The sequence below is a fragment of the Inhella inkyongensis genome (genome assembly GCF_005952805.1).
GTDB lineage: Bacteria > Pseudomonadota > Gammaproteobacteria > Burkholderiales > Burkholderiaceae_C > Inhella > Inhella inkyongensis.
On record NZ_CP040709.1, the window covers coordinates 1681624 to 1696904 of the forward strand.

Annotated in this window: 14 protein-coding genes and 2 tRNA genes; 11 read left to right on the top strand and 5 right to left on the bottom strand. The window is 64.7% G+C overall.

Annotated features, from left to right (window positions below):
• Positions 1–11: 11 nt before the first annotated feature.
• Complete coding sequence (gene ppc / locus FF090_RS08165; protein ID WP_138856252.1) at positions 12–2825, bottom strand: phosphoenolpyruvate carboxylase; 2814 nt, start codon at positions 2823–2825, stop codon at positions 12–14.
• Between the two features lie 121 nt (positions 2826–2946).
• Here ppc and hemC point away from each other — a divergent pair, with 121 nt between their 5' ends.
• The 7 genes from hemC to greB all read left to right on the top strand — a co-directional run bounded on the left by hemC (position 2947) and on the right by greB (position 7890).
• A complete protein-coding gene (gene hemC, locus FF090_RS08170) occupies positions 2947–3864 on the top strand; it encodes a hydroxymethylbilane synthase (protein ID WP_138856253.1) in 918 nt (305 codons plus the stop codon).
• Entirely contained in the window at positions 3861–4607 is a 747-nt protein-coding gene (locus FF090_RS08175) for a uroporphyrinogen-III synthase (RefSeq protein WP_138856254.1), read from the top strand. The genes hemC and FF090_RS08175 overlap by 4 nt, the downstream gene beginning before the upstream one ends.
• Positions 4608–4617: 10 nt before the next feature.
• Positions 4618–5727, top strand: a complete 1110-nt coding sequence (locus tag FF090_RS08180) for a uroporphyrinogen-III C-methyltransferase (RefSeq protein WP_138856255.1) — start codon at positions 4618–4620, stop codon at positions 5725–5727.
• Entirely contained in the window at positions 5727–6974 is a 1248-nt protein-coding gene (locus FF090_RS08185) for a heme biosynthesis HemY N-terminal domain-containing protein (RefSeq protein WP_138856256.1), read from the top strand. The genes FF090_RS08180 and FF090_RS08185 overlap by 1 nt, the downstream gene beginning before the upstream one ends.
• 43 nt (positions 6975–7017) lie before the next feature.
• Positions 7018–7094, top strand: a tRNA-Arg gene (locus FF090_RS08190).
• 66 nt (positions 7095–7160) lie between these two features.
• Positions 7161–7237, top strand: a tRNA-Arg gene (locus FF090_RS08195).
• Between the two features lie 86 nt (positions 7238–7323).
• Positions 7324–7890 carry a transcription elongation factor GreB gene (gene greB, locus FF090_RS08200; protein WP_138856257.1) on the top strand — a complete coding sequence of 189 codons (567 nt, stop codon included), beginning with the start codon at positions 7324–7326 and terminating at the stop codon, positions 7888–7890.
• On the opposite strand, the gene FF090_RS08205 is transcribed toward greB, so the two are convergent.
• The 4 genes from FF090_RS08205 to FF090_RS08220 all read right to left on the bottom strand — a co-directional run bounded on the left by FF090_RS08205 (position 7887) and on the right by FF090_RS08220 (position 11994).
• Positions 7887–10127: a RelA/SpoT family protein gene (locus FF090_RS08205; RefSeq protein ID WP_138856258.1), complete on the bottom strand. Its 2241-nt coding sequence runs from the start codon at positions 10125–10127 to the stop codon at positions 7887–7889. The two genes, greB and FF090_RS08205, sit on opposite strands and share 4 nt — an antisense overlap.
• A gap of 94 nt (positions 10128–10221) precedes the next feature.
• Positions 10222–10425 carry a DNA-directed RNA polymerase subunit omega gene (gene rpoZ, locus FF090_RS08210; RefSeq protein ID WP_138856259.1) on the bottom strand — a complete coding sequence of 68 codons (204 nt, stop codon included), beginning with the start codon at positions 10423–10425 and terminating at the stop codon, positions 10222–10224.
• A gap of 22 nt (positions 10426–10447) precedes the next feature.
• Positions 10448–11086 carry a guanylate kinase gene (gene gmk / locus FF090_RS08215; protein WP_138856260.1) on the bottom strand — a complete coding sequence of 213 codons (639 nt, stop codon included), beginning with the start codon at positions 11084–11086 and terminating at the stop codon, positions 10448–10450.
• Positions 11083–11994 (bottom strand): YicC/YloC family endoribonuclease, encoded by a 912-nt coding sequence (locus FF090_RS08220; protein WP_175423579.1) that lies wholly within the window; start codon positions 11992–11994, stop codon positions 11083–11085. Before FF090_RS08220 ends, gmk begins: the two co-directional genes overlap by 4 nt.
• Before the next feature lie 40 nt (positions 11995–12034).
• Between FF090_RS08220 and FF090_RS08225 the strand changes: the two genes are divergently transcribed.
• From FF090_RS08225 to FF090_RS08240, 4 genes are read left to right on the top strand one after another with little or no spacing between them, the layout of a single operon-like run.
• Positions 12035–13003 (top strand): serine/threonine protein kinase, encoded by a 969-nt coding sequence (locus FF090_RS08225; protein ID WP_138856261.1) that lies wholly within the window; start codon positions 12035–12037, stop codon positions 13001–13003.
• Positions 13000–13914 carry a PP2C family protein-serine/threonine phosphatase gene (locus FF090_RS08230; RefSeq protein ID WP_138856262.1) on the top strand — a complete coding sequence of 305 codons (915 nt, stop codon included), beginning with the start codon at positions 13000–13002 and terminating at the stop codon, positions 13912–13914. The genes FF090_RS08225 and FF090_RS08230 overlap by 4 nt, the downstream gene beginning before the upstream one ends.
• A 1-nt stretch (position 13915) precedes the next feature.
• The gene (rph, locus tag FF090_RS08235) at positions 13916–14653 is read left to right on the top strand and encodes a ribonuclease PH (RefSeq protein ID WP_138856263.1); all 738 of its coding nucleotides are present in this window, start codon (positions 13916–13918) and stop codon (positions 14651–14653) included.
• Positions 14646–15251, top strand: coding sequence for a non-canonical purine NTP pyrophosphatase (locus tag FF090_RS08240; RefSeq protein WP_138856264.1), 606 nt, complete (start codon positions 14646–14648; stop codon positions 15249–15251). The genes rph and FF090_RS08240 overlap by 8 nt, the downstream gene beginning before the upstream one ends.
• Positions 15252–15281 lie beyond the last annotated feature (30 nt).

Here is a 15281-nt window from a genome sequence, read left to right on the forward strand (position 1 = left end):
TCAGCGCTTCCCTAACCTGTGTTGCGAAGTCCCGCCGCGATGCCGTTGATGGAGAGGTGGATGCCGCGCTGCACGCGCTCCATCACTTCCGGGTCCACATTGCGCTCGGTCGAAAGGGCGCGATAGCGCCGCATCAACTCGACCTGCAAGTGGTTGAGCGGGTCGATGTAGGGGAAGCGATGGGCGATGGAGCGCGCCAGGGCCGGGTTGCCGGCCAGGCGCTGGGCCTCGCCAGTGATGAGGCGCAGCGCCTCCTCGGTGTGCGCAAATTCGGCCCGGATGGCGGCAAAGACACGCCGGCCCAGCTTCTTGTTCTCGACCAGTTCGACATAGCGTGCGGCCAGATCGAGGTCGCTCTTGGCCAGCACCATGTCCAAATTGGAGAGCAGGGTGCGGAAGAAGGGCCACTGCTTGTGCATGCGCCGCAGCAGGGCCAGGCGCTTGGCATGGCCGGGCGAGTCAGCGGCGCCCAGATAGCTCATCACGCCCGAGCCGAAGCCGCACCAGCCCGGCAGCGCCACGCGCGACTGGCCCCAGCTGAAGCCCCAGGGGATGGCGCGCAGGCCCTCGATGGCCTTGGGACCGCCGCCGCTGCCAGGCCGTTTGGCAGGGCGGGAGCCGATATTGAGCTCGGCGATCTCGCGGATCGGGGTGGCGGCAAAAAAGTAGTCGGCAAAGCACGGGTTCTCGTACACCAGCTGACGATAGGCGGCGAAGCTGGCGTCACTTAAGTCCTCGGCCGCTTCCAGAAAGCTCTTGGGCGCGCTCTGGGTCGGGTGCAGAAGACTGGCCTCCAGCGTGGCGGCCACCAGGGTCTCCAGATTGCGTCGACCAATCTCGGCGTTGGCGTATTTGGACGCGATGACCTCGCCCTGCTCGGTGAGCCGGATCTGGCCATTCACGGTGCCCGGGGGCTGGGCCAGGATGGCCTGGTAGCTGGGGCCGCCGCCGCGACCGACCGTGCCACCCCGACCGTGAAAGAGGCGCAGCACCGGCCCGCCATGGCGCTGGCGCAGTCGCTCAAAGAGCTCAACCAGCGCGATCTCGGCCCGATAGAGTGACCAGTTGCTGGTGAAGACGCCGCCGTCCTTGTTGGAGTCTGAGTAGCCCAGCATCACGTCCTGCTCGCCCCCGCTGGCCATCACCATCTCCGGGATGCCGGGCAGGGCGTAGAAGGCCTCCATGATGGCGGGCGCCTCGCGAAGGTCGGCAATGGTCTCGAACAAGGGCGAGACGATGAGGGCGCAGACCGCATCCCTTCCCAGGCTGCCGCGCAGCAGGCCCACCTCCTTGCACAGCAGGAGCACTTCCAGCAGATCGCTCACCGACTCGGTGTGCGAAATGATGGCGTGGCGGATGGCATCGCGGCCGTAGCGCTGCAGGGCCTCGTGTGCGGCCTCGAAGACGGCCAACTCGCCCAGGCTGCGTTCGCTGTAGGCATGGCCCAGCACACGCAAGGGGCGGGCCTCGCCCAGCAGGCGCAGCAACAGGGCGCGCTTGGCCGTCTCACTGAGGGCGCTGTAGTCGCTTTCGATGCGCGCCGCTGCCAGCAGCTCGGCCACCACGGCCTCGTGCTGGTCGCTGGACTGGCGCAGATCGAGGGTCGCAAGATGAAAGCCGAACACATGGAGGGCGCGCATCAGCGGCTGCAGGCGTGGGGCAATCAGGGCCTGGGCGTGGTGGTGCCGCAGCGAAGCCTCGATGACGCGCAAGTCTTCCAGCAAATCGGCCGGGCTGAGGTAGGGGCTTTGCGGCGCCACGGCGTGGCGCAGGGCTTCGGTGCCGGTCAGCGCCTGCAGGGTCGCGGCCAGGCGGGCGTACATGCCGGTGAGGGCGCGCCGATAGGGCTCATCCAGGCGGTGCTCATTGCGATCCGGGCTGCGCTCCGCCAAGGCCTGCATGGCGGGGGTGACCTGGGCCAAGCGGGCCGAGATGGAGAGCTCGGCACCCAGCTCATGCAGCTCGGTCAGGTAGTGCCTCAGGGCGACCTCGCTTTGCCGGCTGAGGGCGTGGCGCAGAGTGGCCGCGCCGACATTGGGGTTGCCGTCGCGGTCGCCACCGATCCAGTGACCCATGCGCAGGAAAGGCGGCAGCGGCTGGCCCGGTAGCGCAGCCTCCAACTCGGCGTAGAGGCGCGGAATCTCGGACAGGAAGGTGGCCGGGTAATAGGACAGTGCGTTCTCGATCTCGTCACCCACCGTCAACTTGGAGTAGCGCAGCATGCGGGTCTGCCACAGCTGGGTGATGCGAGCGCGCAATTGATCTTCGTTCCGGGCTCGCTCGCGTTCGCTGTGCAGGCTGTCGCGTTGCTGGATCAGTTGGGCGACGCTGCGTTCGGCGTCCAGGATGGACTTGCGCTGCACCTCGGTTGGATGCGCCGTCAGCACGGGGGCGATGTGCGCGCGCGCCAGCAGCGCGCCAATCTCGCTGGGCCGCACCCCGGCGGCATGCAGGGTCTCCAGGCTGTAAGCCAGCGAGCCGGCCTGCAGATGCCCTTCGCGCTCATGGTGCTCGCGTCGGCGCACATGGTGGCGGTCCTCGGCGATATTGGCCAAGTGACTGAAGTAGCTGAAGGCGCGGATGACCATTACCGCCTGGTCGGCCGACAGTCCCTTGAGCAGGCGATCGAATTGCCGCGCTGCCGTGGCGTCCTGCCCGCGCCGCCAAGCCACCGACAGCTGGCGAATGCGCTCCACCAGCTCAAAGGCCTCGCGGCCCTCCAGATCACGAATCACTTCGCCCAACAAGCGGCCCAGCAGGCGGATGTCGTCGCGCAAGGGCTGGTCTTTGTCCGGGGCGTTCGAGGGGCGGGCAGGGCGGGGCATGGTGTGTAACTCGCGTTGTTGATTCAATGTAATTCAGTTACTCGGCCAAACGGTCTTGATTTGGAGCAGGCAATCCTTCGTCAGGACGCAAGCCAGCCCGGCTGACGGCTAGCATGCCGCCATGAGCGAGATTTTGAGAATTGCCACGCGCAAAAGCCGCCTGGCCCTGTGGCAGGCCGAGCATGTCAAAGCGCTGATCGAGCGCGAGTGGGGGGTGGCCGTGGAGCTGGTGCCCCTGAGCACCCGGGGCGATGAGATCTTGGATCGCAGTCTGTCCAAGGTGGGCGGCAAGGGACTGTTCGTCAAGGAGTTGGAATGGGCGCTGGAGCGCGGCGAAGCCGATCTGGCCGTGCATTCCCTCAAGGACGTGCCGATGGCCCTACCCGAGGGCTTCACCCTGGCCTGTGTGATGGAACGCGAGGACCCGCGTGACGCTTGGGTCAGTCCGCAGTACGAGAGTCTCGACGCTCTGCCGCTGGGCGCGCGAGTGGGCACTTCCAGCCTGCGTCGCACGGTGCAGCTCAAGGCCTTGCGGCCCGATCTGGAAATCCTGCCCCTGCGCGGCAATTTGGACACTCGGCTGCGCAAGCTCGACGAGGGCGGGTTCGAGGCCATCGTGCTGGCCGCTGCCGGCTTGATGCGCCTGGGGCTGAGCGAACGCATTCGCAGTCGCTTTGAGCTGCAGACCTTGATTCCGTGCGCCGGCCAAGGGGCTCTGGGCATCGAGGTGCGCTCTGATCGCGCCGAGTTGGTGGAGCGCCTGGCTGGATTCAACCATCGCCCCACTTTGCTGGCCTGTCTGGCTGAACGCGAAGTGTCGCGGCAACTGGGGGGCAGCTGCTCCATGCCGTTGGCTGCGCATGCCGTGTGGCAGGGCGATCAGCTGGTTCTGGACACGGCATTGGGCGATGAGGCGTTGGCGCACCCGCTACTGCGGGCGCGCTTGCAGGGTGCGGTGCAGTCGCCTGAGGCGGCCGAGGCCCTGGGGGCGGCGGCGGCACAGCGGCTGCGCGATCTAGGCTCCAGGCCTGCCGAGTGAGCGGCGCCGCGGGTCTGCAGCGCCCGGTCCTGGTGTTGACCATGCCGGCCGGCCAGCAGGCCCGCTGGCGCGCAGCGCTGGAGGCACAGGGGGTGGTTTGCGCCAGCCTGCCGCTGTTGGAAATTCAGCCCTTGCCTGAAGCCGTCGGCCCGGCCTGGGCGGCCTTGACGGAGGCGGCCTTGGCCATTTTTGTCAGCCCCAGTGCGGTCGCGGCGCTGGACGGCTCGGATTGGGCTCAGTGGCCGGCGCAAACCGTGGCTGCCTGCGTCGGACCCGGCACAGCGCTGGCTCTAAGCCAGCGGGGGGTGCCGCAGGTGCTGTGTCCGCCGCCAGATAGTGCTCAATTTGATTCCGAGGCCCTGTGGCCTCTGATCCAAGAGCTTGGCCCCTGGGTGGGACGCACGGTCCTGATCTTCAAAGGCGAGGGGGGCCGGGATTGGCTGGCGGAACGTTTGCTTCAAGAAGGGGCCAAGCTGCAGGCCTTCAATTTGTATCTGCGCGTGCCGCCCTCTCACTCTGAAGAGCAACTCGCGACGCTGGGCGTAGCACCGCTGTGGCTGCTCACCAGCAGCCAGGGCCTGGATGTGGCGCTGGCGTGTGGCTGGATCCGCTCAGGGGCCCAGGCCCTGGCCACGCATCCGCGTATTGCCGAGCACGCACGCCGAGCCGGCCTGCGAGTGGAGTTGGTGCGCAGCGAGCCCGAGGCGGTGGCGCAAGCCTGGGCGCGGATGGCGGCTGCCTAGAATCTCGGCCATGGCCGATGACCCTCTCTTGCAATCCTCCGCGGCCGCAGCGTCGCATCCCCTTGAAGCCGCTGGTTCAGCCCCCCCCTCCGCGCCCCGAGTTGCGCGCCTGAGCACGCCCCTGGCGTTGGGCGCGGCTGCCGTGGCGGCGCTGGGCCTGGCCGGCGTGGGTTTGGGCTGGCAGGCGCTGTCGCGCGTGCAGGAACTGGAACAAGAACTGGTGCGGCGCCAGGCCAACAGCCAGTCGCTGGCGCAAGATGCCAAGCAATCCGCTCAGCAGACGCAGGAGCAAGTGCGCGACCTGGCCGCCAAACTGGCGCTAGCTGAGGCACGCCTGGCCGAGGTGACGGTGCAGCGGGGGCAACTTGAGGAGCTCATTGCTTCCCTGAGTCGTTCGCGTGATGAGAACATCGTTGGCGATTTGGAAGCCAGCCTGCGTCTGGCCAGTCAGCAGGCCCAGTTGTTCGGAAGTGCGGAGCCCTTGGTGGTGGCTTTGCGCCAGGGCGATGAGCGGCTGCAGCGACACAAGCAGCCGCGTCTGGAGGGTGTGCGGCGCGCCATGTTGCGGGATCTGGACCGGGTGCGCGCGGTGGGCGCAGTGGACAACGCCACCTTGGCGCTCCGTCTGGATGAAGTGACGCGGCTGGTGGATGAAATTCCGCTGCTGTCCGAACCCCATCGCAGTCCGCAGCGGGTTGAGGCGGCGCCGAAGTCCAGTGCCCCTGCGGCCTCGGCCAGCGGGTTTGAGCACTGGCGTCAATGGCTCGGCGTTCGGGCTCAGGAGGCCTGGGCCGAAGCCAAGGGCTTGTTGCGCGTGACCCGAATCGACAAGCCCGAAGCGGCTTTGCTACTGCCTGAGCAGAACTTCTTTCTGCGTGAAAACCTCAAGCTGCGTCTGCTGAACGCGCGGCTGGCCCTGATGTCGCGCCAGTTTGATGCGGCCCAGGCCGATTTGCGCGCCGCGTTGGTCACGCTGGAACGCTACGCCGATGGGCGCCAGCGCCGCACCGAGCTGGCTGTGGAGTTGTTGCGTCAAGTCGCCGCACAGGCCAAGCCCTTGCAGTTGCCGCGCCCCGAAGACAGCCTGGCTGCACTGGCCGCCGTGGCGGGGGTGCGTTGATGCGCGGCATCGTTTGGCTGGTGCTGCTGTTTGCGGTTGCGGTGGTGGCGGCGCTGACCCTGGGTCGCAACGACGGCTTGGTGAGCGTGTTCTGGGCCGGGTGGCGCGTTGACTTGTCGCTCAATCTCTTCCTGCTCCTGGTGTTGGGTGGGGCGGGCTTGGTGTTTGTGTTGTTGCAGAGCTTGGGGGCTTTGCTTGCCATGCCGGAACGTGCCCGCGCCTGGCGCCTGAGCCAGCGTGATCGCGGGGCCCAGCAGTTCTTGCGTGAAGCCCTGGTCAGCCTCTGGAGTGCGCGCTATGGGCGGGCTCAGAAGACTGTGCTCAAACTGCTGGCACTGAACGCCAAGACGCCAGAGTTGCGCAGTGATGGCGGGGCGCTAGCCCTGGCTCACTTGCTGGCGGCCGAGTCCGCTCATCGACTGCAGGACCGAACGCGGCGGCAGGCGCAGTGGGAGTTGGCGCTGGAACTTTGCCGCACGCATTCCGAGGCTCGTGCCCATGAAGAGGCGGCACGATTGATGGCGGTGGCCTGGGCTTTGGAGGATCGGGATGCGGAGGCTGCGTTGCAGCATCTCGCCGCCCTGCCACCCGGAGCCGCGCGGCGCACACAGGCCCTGCGCCTGCGCCTGCAGGCCGCTCGCATGGCCAAGAGGCCGTTGGAGGCCATGCGCACCGCGCGCCTGTTGGCCAAGCACCAGGGCTTCGCACCGGGTGTGGCGCAGAGTCTGCTGCGCTCATTGGCCATTGACCTGCTGGGCGAAGCCCGTGACCCAGATCAGTTGCGCGCCGCATGGCAGCAGCTGGAAGCGGCGGATCGGCGCGATGCCTATGTCGTGGCGCGGGCTGCACAGCAGATGGCGCTGTGGGGTGCCGCCCAGGAGGCGCGCGCCTGGATTCGTCCGCTGTGGGAGCAAATGAAGGACTTTTCCGGCGAGGAGCGCGCAGAGCTTGGGCGTGCGCTGGGGGCGGCCATGGCGGGCATTGGCCCGGACTGGCTGCCGCGACTGGAAGCGGCTCGAACGCAGTTTGGACGCGAGCCCACGCTGGCGTGGGTGCTGGGCTTGGCGTTGGCAGAGATGCAGCTCTGGGGCAAGGCCAATCAGGTGTTGCGCAGTGCCGCAGCAGACGATCAGTTGCCCACGGCTCAGCGGCGTCAGGCCTGGGTGCGCCTGGCCGAATTGGCCGCTTTGGGTGAGGACAGCGAACAGCGGCTTGAGTGCCTTGAACAAGCCGCGCGATTGAATTAACTAGACAACACCTGAATTTTCGTTCTATACTCTTTGTCTTTCGGCGGCTGTAGCTCAGTTGGATAGAGTACTTGGCTACGAACCAAGGGGTCGTGGGTTCGAATCCTGCCAGCCGCGCCAGAAATTGAAGTAGAAGAAGAAACGAAGTATTGACAGGCAACACAGGGCGCAAGCTCTTTTGCTTGAGCGGCTGTAGCTCAGTTGGATAGAGTACTTGGCTACGAACCAAGGGGTCGTGGGTTCGAATCCTGCCAGCCGCGCCAACATCTGAAGGGCCTGCGAGAAATCGCAGGCCCTTTTTCATTTCTTCCCCTCTCCCTCTCGTTCCGCGACTGAAGACAATGCCGCCATGAGCAAGGCTTTCACCAAAGAGCAGGATGGCGACGACGAGGACGAACTGGCACTGCCAGCGCTGCCGGCTGGCACGCGCAACTACCTCACCCCTGAGGGCTATGCCAAGCTCAGAGCGGAGTTCATGGAACTGCTGGATGTAGAGCGGCCGAAGATCGTTGAGGTGGTCTCCTGGGCGGCTAAAAACGGCGACCGCTCTGAGAACGGTGACTATCTCTATGGCAAGAAGCGGCTGCGCGAGATCGATCGGCGTTTGCGTTTCCTGACCAAAAGACTCGATATCGCCGAGGTCGCCGACCCCAGCATCCATTACGGTGCCGATCAGATCTTCTTTGGTGCCACCGTCAGCTACTGCACGGCGGATGGCCAAGAGCGCCGCATCACCATCAAAGGCATCGACGAGGCGGACAGCCTGCGCGGTGAGGTGAGTTGGGTGGCCCCCATCGCACGGGTGCTGCTGAAGGCAAGGGTGGGTGATGAGCTGCAACTACTGACCCCGGGTGGGGTCGAGACGATCGAGGTGCTGGCCGTTAGCTATCCCGCGCCGGGGACAGGCAAGTCTTAAGGGCGTACGCGCCAGACCCGCATCACTGGGTTGACGCGTTTGAGCAGGCGCAGGACATCGGCCAGGTGGTGGCGATCGCGCACCGCCACCAGCATGCGCATTTCAGCCGTTTCGCGTGCCACATCAGAGTCCTTGTTCATCTCGACATGCGTGATGTCGGCTTCCGCCTGGCTGACGCCGGCCGCCACCTGAGCTAGCGCACCTTTAACGTTGTTCATCAACACGCCGACTTCGGCCTCGAAGCTCTGGCTTAGTTCCTCGGCCCAGGCAACGGCAATCCAGTGCTCGCTATCGCGCTGGAATAGGCGACGGCCCGTCTGGCACTCGACGGTGTGGACCAAGAGGCCCTCGCCGCGACCCAGATAGCCGCGGATGTCATCGCCCGGAATGGGGTGGCAGCAGCCGGCGTAGCGCACCGAGGCGCCTTCGCTGCCATCCAGCAGCACCAGCCCTTGTTGTGGTGTGTCCTCGGCGCCAAAGCGGCCCATGGATAGCAGCACCGCATCGGGGCGCTGGCCGGCTTCGACCAACATGCGCGAGAGTTGCTTGGCCATCATGCTGGCGATCTTGCGGCCGACGCCAATTTCAATCAGCAACTCATCGGCGTTGCGGTGTCCGGCCCAGCGGGCCAAGGCTTGCCACAGCGCCGCTGCCTCACCTTCCAGGGGCGGCAGGGTCTGGCCTTCGGCCCGCAGGGCCTGCGCCAGCAGCTTCAGGCCAAGCTCTCGAGACTCGTCGTGCGCCAAGGTTTTCAGATGGTGACGGATCTTGCTGCGTGCGCGTCCTGTGCGCACAAAGCCGAGCCAGGCCGGATTTGGCCTTGCACTGGGCGCGGTCACGATCTCCACCACATCGCCGCTGCGCAGTTCGGTCCGCAAAGGCACCATCTCTCCATTCACCTGGGCTGCGACACAGCGGTCGCCAATGTCGGAGTGGATGGCGTAGGCGAAGTCCACCGGCGTGGCGCCCTTGGGCAAGGCGAGGATGCGCGAGCGGGGTGTGAAGACATAGACCGAGTCCGGGAACAGATCGATGCGGACATGCTCCAGAAACTCCCGGGCATCTCGGGTTTCGTTTTGAATATCCAGCAGCGACTGCAGCAGCCGCGAACCCAGTTGTTGGGCATCGGTCTTGCCCCGTGACTTGTACAACCAGTGGGCCGCCACGCCTTGCTCCGCCACCTGATGCTGGCTTTCCGTGCGGATCTGGAATTCGACCGCGGTTCCCAGGGGGGACACCAGGGTGGTGTGCAATGACTGGTAGCCGTTCGGCTTGGGAATGGCGATGTAGTCCTTGAACCGTCCCGGCTGGGGCTTGTAGAGCTGGTGCAAGACCCCGAGAGCCAGGTAGCACTGGGGCAGCGAGTCCACCACGATGCGGAAGCCGAAGATGTCGCTGACCTGGGCAAAGCTCAGGTGCTTGTCGCGCATCTTGCGGTAGATCGAATACAGCGTCTTTTCTCGACCGTGCACCTCAACGCCCAGGCTGGCCTGGGCGAAGGCCTGCTTGACGTCCTGCTCGATGCGCTTGACGAGGTCACGCCGGTGCCCGCGGGCCTTGGTGACCGCCTTGTCCAGCAGGGCGTGGCGCCAGGGGTGCTCATAGCGAAAGCTCAGATCTTGCAGTTCGCGGTAGGTCTGGTTCAGGCCCAGGCGGTGCGCGATCGGGGCATAAATTTCGAGCGTTTCGCGGGCAATGCGACGCTGCTTGGGCGCCGCCATGGATTCCATGGTGCGCATGTTGTGCAGGCGATCGGCCAGCTTGATCAGGATGACGCGCACATCGCGAGCCATCGCCAACAGCATCTTGCGAAAGGACTCGGCCTGCGATTCCTCTTTGGTGGAGAACTGCAGCTTGTCCAGCTTGGTCAGTCCGTCCACCAACTCGGCCGTCGGTGCCTCGAAGCGTTCGATCAGCTCTGCCTTGGTGACGCCGCAATCTTCCATGGCGTCGTGCATCAGGGCGGCCATCAGGGCCTGTGCGTCGAGGCGCCACTCAGCGCAAATGGCGGTCACCGCCAGTGGGTGGGTGATATAGGGTTCGCCGCTGGCGCGCATCTGGCCCAAATGGGCGTTGTCCGCAAACCGGAAGGCATCGCGTACCCGCTTGAGATCCGCCTTGCTGAGGTAGTGCAGGTGCGGGATCAGCGCGTCGAAGGACGCCGCATGCGCTTGCGGCGTATCGGTCGAGGGGCGGGCGGAACGGGGCCAGCGGACAGCGGCAAGGGTGCGGAGCATGCCCCGAATTTACTCGAAGCCCCGGCCCCCAAGGGCTTGTATCGACCATGAAAAAAGCGCCCGCAGGCGCCTTGATGCGATGGGCGTTGCTGCCTTAGACCGGCACGCGGCGCAGCATCTCCAAGCCCACCTCACCGGCGGCGATTTCGCGCAGGGCGGTCACGCTGGGCTTGTTCTTGCTTTCGATCTTAGGGGTGTGGCCTTGGCTCAGCATGCGAGCGCGATAGGTTGCAGCCAGCACCAGCTGAAAGCGGTTGGGAATCTTTTCCAGGCAGTCTTCGACGGTGATGCGGGCCATGGTTCTCGCTTTTCGGCAGGGGTCAACACAGGTTCAGCGCTTGAAACACCGCGGAGCGATGGCGCAACTGAGCCGCGTATTTTAGACGTTGCGCGTGCACGATCGCCTTCAGATCGAAGAGAGCGGTCTCAAAGAGTGCATTCACCACCACAAAATCGAAGTGCCTGGCTTGCGCCACTTCGGTGCGCGCGTTGGCCATGCGGGTCTCGATCACATCGGCCTGGGTGTCGCCGCGGCGCTGCAAGCGCAGGCGCAACTCATCCCAGCTGGGCGGCAAGATGAAGATCAGTGTGGCGGCGGGAAACAGCTTTTTGACCTGCAGGGCGCCCTGGTAGTCGATCTCCAGCACCACATCCTCGCCGTGGGCGAGGCGGGCCTCAATGGCGGCTTTGGAAGTGCCGTACAGATTGCCGTGCACCTGGGCCCACTCCAGAAAATCGTCGTGCGCGATCTTGGCGCGGAAGTCGGCTTCGCTGACAAACCAGTACTCCCGGCCGTCTTGCTCTTGCCCGCGCGGCGCGCGCGTGGTGTGCGAGACCGAGACGGCCAGCTTGGCATCCAGTTCCAACAAGGCCTTGACCAAGCTGCTCTTGCCCGCACCGCTGGGGGCGGCCACCACAAAGAGGTTGCCGGGGCTATCGTGGGTGATCGAGGTGTTCATTCGATGTTTTGAACCTGTTCGCGCATTTGTTCAATCAGGACCTTCATCTCCACCGAGATGTTGCTCAGTTCCAGCGCCGTGGATTTGGAGCCCAAGGTGTTGGCTTCGCGATGAAGCTCTTGGATGAGGAAGTCCAATCGCTTGCCCAACTCGCCACCCTTGTTCAGCTGTGCCGTGATTTCGTCCAGATGGGCACGCAGGCGGGCCAACTCCTCTGCCACGTCTATGCGAATGGCCTGAGCGGCGGCTTCGGACAGGGCGCGATCCCGTGCAGCTTCTGACAGCTCGGCGTGTGCCAGCGCGCCGGCTTGGCCCAGGGCCTCCTGCCAACGGTCCAAAAAGCGTTGCTGATGCCGGGCCACCACAGCGGGCACCAGGGGCTCGGCACGGTCGGCCAGTTGCTTCAGCGCTTCAATTTTTTCCAGCAGGATGGCAACCAAGCGAGCACCTTCGCGGGCCCGGGCTTCGCGCAGGCCGTCCAAAGCGTCCTCCACCAACTTAAGCACCCAGGCCTCGTCCCAGCTTGGGCTGGCGCCACCTTGGCGACTCCAGTGCAGCACCTCCTGCACGCTCAGCGGGCGGGCCTGCGGAAAGTGCTCAATCAGCCGGGACTGCAGGCTTTGCAGGCGCTCCAGAACGGAGTCTTGTGGGCAGGGGAAGGCTTCCTCTTCTTCGCGGGCGCTACCGAGGCGCAGCTCCAGCTTGCCGCGACGGATGGCTTGCGCCACGCGCTCGCGCAATTGCGGCTCCAGATGTCGGAATTCTTCGCCGAGTTTGAGTGTGAGATCCAGAAAGCGGCCGTTGACCGAGCGGAGCTCGACGCCGAGCTGCGGCAGGGGCGGGGAATCAGGGTTTTGTAGGGGCCGGCGCAGGGCGCTGGCATACCCGGTCATGCTGTAGACTGGCATGAATCTGGCTGGCGAACAGGCTAAGAGGCGATCACCGATTATGTCAAAGCCGAAACCGGCTCCGCTCCCTGCAGGTACCGTGGTGGGGGGCTACCAGATCATCAAGAAACTGGCCGCAGGCGGTTTTGGCGTGGTGTATCTGGCGGAAGACCCCGAACACCATCTGGTGGCCATCAAGGAATATTTGCCCTCCTCGCTGGCCGAGCGCTCGCCGGGGGAGTTGGTGCCGCGCATCAAGCCCGACAAGCTGCCCTTGTACCGTCTCGGTCTGCGCAGCTTCTTCGAGGAAGGGCGGTCGCTGGCGCAAATTTCCCATGCCTCGGTGGTTTCGGTGCTGAATTTCCTGCGGGAAAACGAAACCGTCTACATGGTGATGAATTACTTGCAGGGAGACACCTTGCAAGATTTCATTGTCACGGCGCGAGATTTGAAGCGCGACAAGGTATTTCGCGAGTCGACGATTCGCTCCTTGTTTGACGAGATTCTCAAAGGCCTGCGCATCGTGCATCAGCACAAGATGCTGCACTTGGACATCAAGCCAGCCAATATTTTCATCACCAATGACAACCGGGCGGTGCTGCTGGACTTTGGCGCTGCGCGCGAGGTGCTGAGCAAGGAAGGCAACTTCATCCGGCCGATGTACACGCCGGGTTTTGCGGCTCCGGAGATGTACCGCCGCGATGGCTCGCTGGGCCCTTGGACCGACATCTACGCCATTGGCGCTTGCATCTACGCATGTATGCAGGGTTACCCGCCCAATGATGCGCCGCAGCGCCAGGAGAAGGACAGGCTGGGCTTGAGTCTGTCTCGCCTGCGAAACGTCTATTCGGACAACCTCATCGAGGTGACCGAATGGTGCATGGCCCTGGACCCCTTGGCACGCCCGCAGTCGGTGTTTGCGCTGCAAAAAGAATTGGCTCGCGAGACCGAACGTCGCTACACCAAACTCAGCTTCAGTGAGCGCTTGAAGATGCAGCTGGAAAATCTGAAGACTGGGGCCAAGGCGTGAAGTTCGGCGTCTTTCAAGTCAGCCGACGCGGGGGCCGCGAAAAGAACGAGGACCGGATGGGCTATGCCTACACCCGGGACTCCGCCTTGTTTGCATTGGCCGATGGAATGGGCGGACACCCTGAAGGGGAGATGGCGGCCCAAATTGCGCTGCAGACCTTGGCCTCGATGTTTCAGGCGCAGGCCCGGCCTCGCATTGCGGATCCGATGGTCTTTTTGCGCGAAGCGGTCATGGCGGCCCATCAGCAACTTTTGGCCTACGCCAAAGAGCGTGGGCTTGAGGACACGCCGCGTACCACGGTGGTGGCCTGCATTGCTCAAGGCGGCCAGGCTTTTTGGGCTCATTGCGGGGATTCACGCCTGTACTGGATGCGCCGTGGCGAATTGGTGGCACGCACCCGCGATCATTCCTATAGCGAACTGCAGGAGGCGCTGGGTCGCAGCAATGCCGACAAGGTCAACCGCAATGTGCTTTTCACTTGTCTGGGAAGCCCGGGGCGGCCGATGGTGGACATCCAGGGGCCTCTGCAACTGAGCGTAGGCGACCGGCTGCTTTTGTGTTCGGACGGACTTTGGGGACAGGTCAGCGATCACGCCATCGTTGAGCAGGTGAGTGAGCGAGATTTGCATGACGCGGTGCCCGATCTGGTCGAGATGGCATTGCGCAAGGGCGGCACCAAGTCCGACAACGTGACGGTGTTGGCCTTTGAGTGGGAAGGCGAGGACCCCGAAGAAGTGGCCGAGACCGAGCGGCTCTCCACCCGTAGCCTGGGGGAGTCGGCCTTCGCCACCACCATCCAGGCTGCCATGCTCGAACAGTGGGACCGCAAGGTCGAACTGGACGATGCCGAGATCGACCGCCAGGTCGATGAAATCAACGCGACCATTCGTCGCGCACAACAAAGAGGTTGATATGGCCGAACAGCCAATGGCGCGCGCCGATGGGCGCCGTGCCGATGCATTGCGTCCGCTGCGTTTGCAGCGCCACTTCACCAAGCATGCCGAAGGAGCGGTGTTGGTCTGCTTTGGTGACACCCAGGTGCTCTGCACCGCCTCGGTGGAAGAAAAGGTGCCGCCCTTCAAGCGTGGCTCCGGTCAGGGTTGGGTGACGGCGGAGTACGGCATGCTGCCGCGAGCGACCCACACGCGCTCGGACCGCGAGGCGGCCAAAGGCAAGCAAAGTGGCCGGACGCAGGAGATCCAGCGCTTGATCGGGCGCTCCTTGCGCGCCGTGTTCGAGTTGGACAAGTTGGGGGAACGCACCATCCAGATCGACTGCGACGTGCTGCAGGCCGACGGCGGCACGCGCACCGCCGCCATTACCGGCGCTTATGTCGCAGCGGTCGATGCCTGCCGCCATCTGCAGCGCCAGGGTCTGCTCAAGGAATGGCCGTTGAAGGACGCCGTGGCCGCCATTTCGGTGGGCATCGTGGAGGGTGTGCCGATGTTGGACCTGGCCTATGTTGAAGACTCCGCCTGCGATACCGACATGAATGTGGTGATGACGGGCAAGGGCGGCTTGATCGAAGTCCAAGGCACGGCCGAAGGCGCGCCGTTCAGCCGGGAGGAGATGGAGCGACTGCTTGATTTGGCCCAGGCTGGCATTCAGCAATTGGTGCAGGCGCAGCAAGAGGCACTGGCCCATGAATGAGCTGGTCCTGGCGTCCAACAACGCCAAGAAGCTCAAGGAGTTGCAGGCCTTATTGCCCGGCGTGCAAGTGCGCACCCAAGGCGAACTGGGTGTCTCAGAGGCGGAAGAGCCCTTCGGCACCTTCATCGAGAACGCCCTGGCCAAGGCGCGGCATGCGGCGCAGCTCACCGGTTTGCCCGCGCTCGCGGATGACTCCGGACTGTGCGTGGACGCGCTGGGTGGCCTGCCCGGTGTGACTTCGGCCCGCTTTGCGCAGTTGGAGGTGGGGGGCGAACGCAGCGATGCGGCCAACAACGCCTTGTTGCTGCAGCGCATGCAAGGCCGCACCGACCGGCGGGGTCACTTTGTGTGTGCCCTGGTGGCCCTGCGGCATGCACAAGATCCACAGCCTTTGATCGCACTGGGCCGCTGGCCGCTGGTGGTGCTGGAGGGGGTGCAGGGTGAGGGCGGTTTTGGGTACGACCCCATCGTCGCAGCGGTGGACTTTGGCCAGTCCGTGGCCAGTCTGAGCGCCGAGATCAAGAATCAGCACAGCCACCGCGCCCGCGCGATGGTGTTGCTGCGTCAGCAATTGCGCGACGTGTGGGGCTGGGCTTGAGCCTGCATCCTGCCGACCCGGCGCGCTTGA

Excerpts from the sequence above, each read along its gene's own strand:
- hemC (WP_138856253.1), top strand. The coding sequence starts at position 2,947 with ATGAGCGAGATTTTGAGAATTGCCACGCGCAAAAGCCGCCTGGCCCTG.
- FF090_RS08220 (WP_175423579.1), bottom strand. The coding sequence starts at position 11,994 with ATGCCAGTCTACAGCATGACCGGGTATGCCAGCGCCCTGCGCCGGCCC.
- rpoZ (WP_138856259.1), bottom strand. The coding sequence starts at position 10,425 with ATGGCCCGCATCACCGTCGAAGACTGCCTGGAAAAGATTCCCAACCGC.
- ppc (WP_138856252.1), bottom strand. The coding sequence starts at position 2,825 with ATGCCCCGCCCTGCCCGCCCCTCGAACGCCCCGGACAAAGACCAGCCC.
- FF090_RS08185 (WP_138856256.1), top strand. The coding sequence starts at position 5,727 with ATGCGCGGCATCGTTTGGCTGGTGCTGCTGTTTGCGGTTGCGGTGGTG.
- FF090_RS08240 (WP_138856264.1), top strand. The coding sequence starts at position 14,646 with ATGAATGAGCTGGTCCTGGCGTCCAACAACGCCAAGAAGCTCAAGGAG.
- rph (WP_138856263.1), top strand. The coding sequence starts at position 13,916 with ATGGCCGAACAGCCAATGGCGCGCGCCGATGGGCGCCGTGCCGATGCA.
- FF090_RS08205 (WP_138856258.1), bottom strand. The coding sequence starts at position 10,127 with ATGCTCCGCACCCTTGCCGCTGTCCGCTGGCCCCGTTCCGCCCGCCCC.
- greB (WP_138856257.1), top strand. The coding sequence starts at position 7,324 with ATGAGCAAGGCTTTCACCAAAGAGCAGGATGGCGACGACGAGGACGAA.
- gmk (WP_138856260.1), bottom strand. The coding sequence starts at position 11,086 with ATGAACACCTCGATCACCCACGATAGCCCCGGCAACCTCTTTGTGGTG.
- FF090_RS08180 (WP_138856255.1), top strand. The coding sequence starts at position 4,618 with ATGGCCGATGACCCTCTCTTGCAATCCTCCGCGGCCGCAGCGTCGCAT.
- FF090_RS08225 (WP_138856261.1), top strand. The coding sequence starts at position 12,035 with ATGTCAAAGCCGAAACCGGCTCCGCTCCCTGCAGGTACCGTGGTGGGG.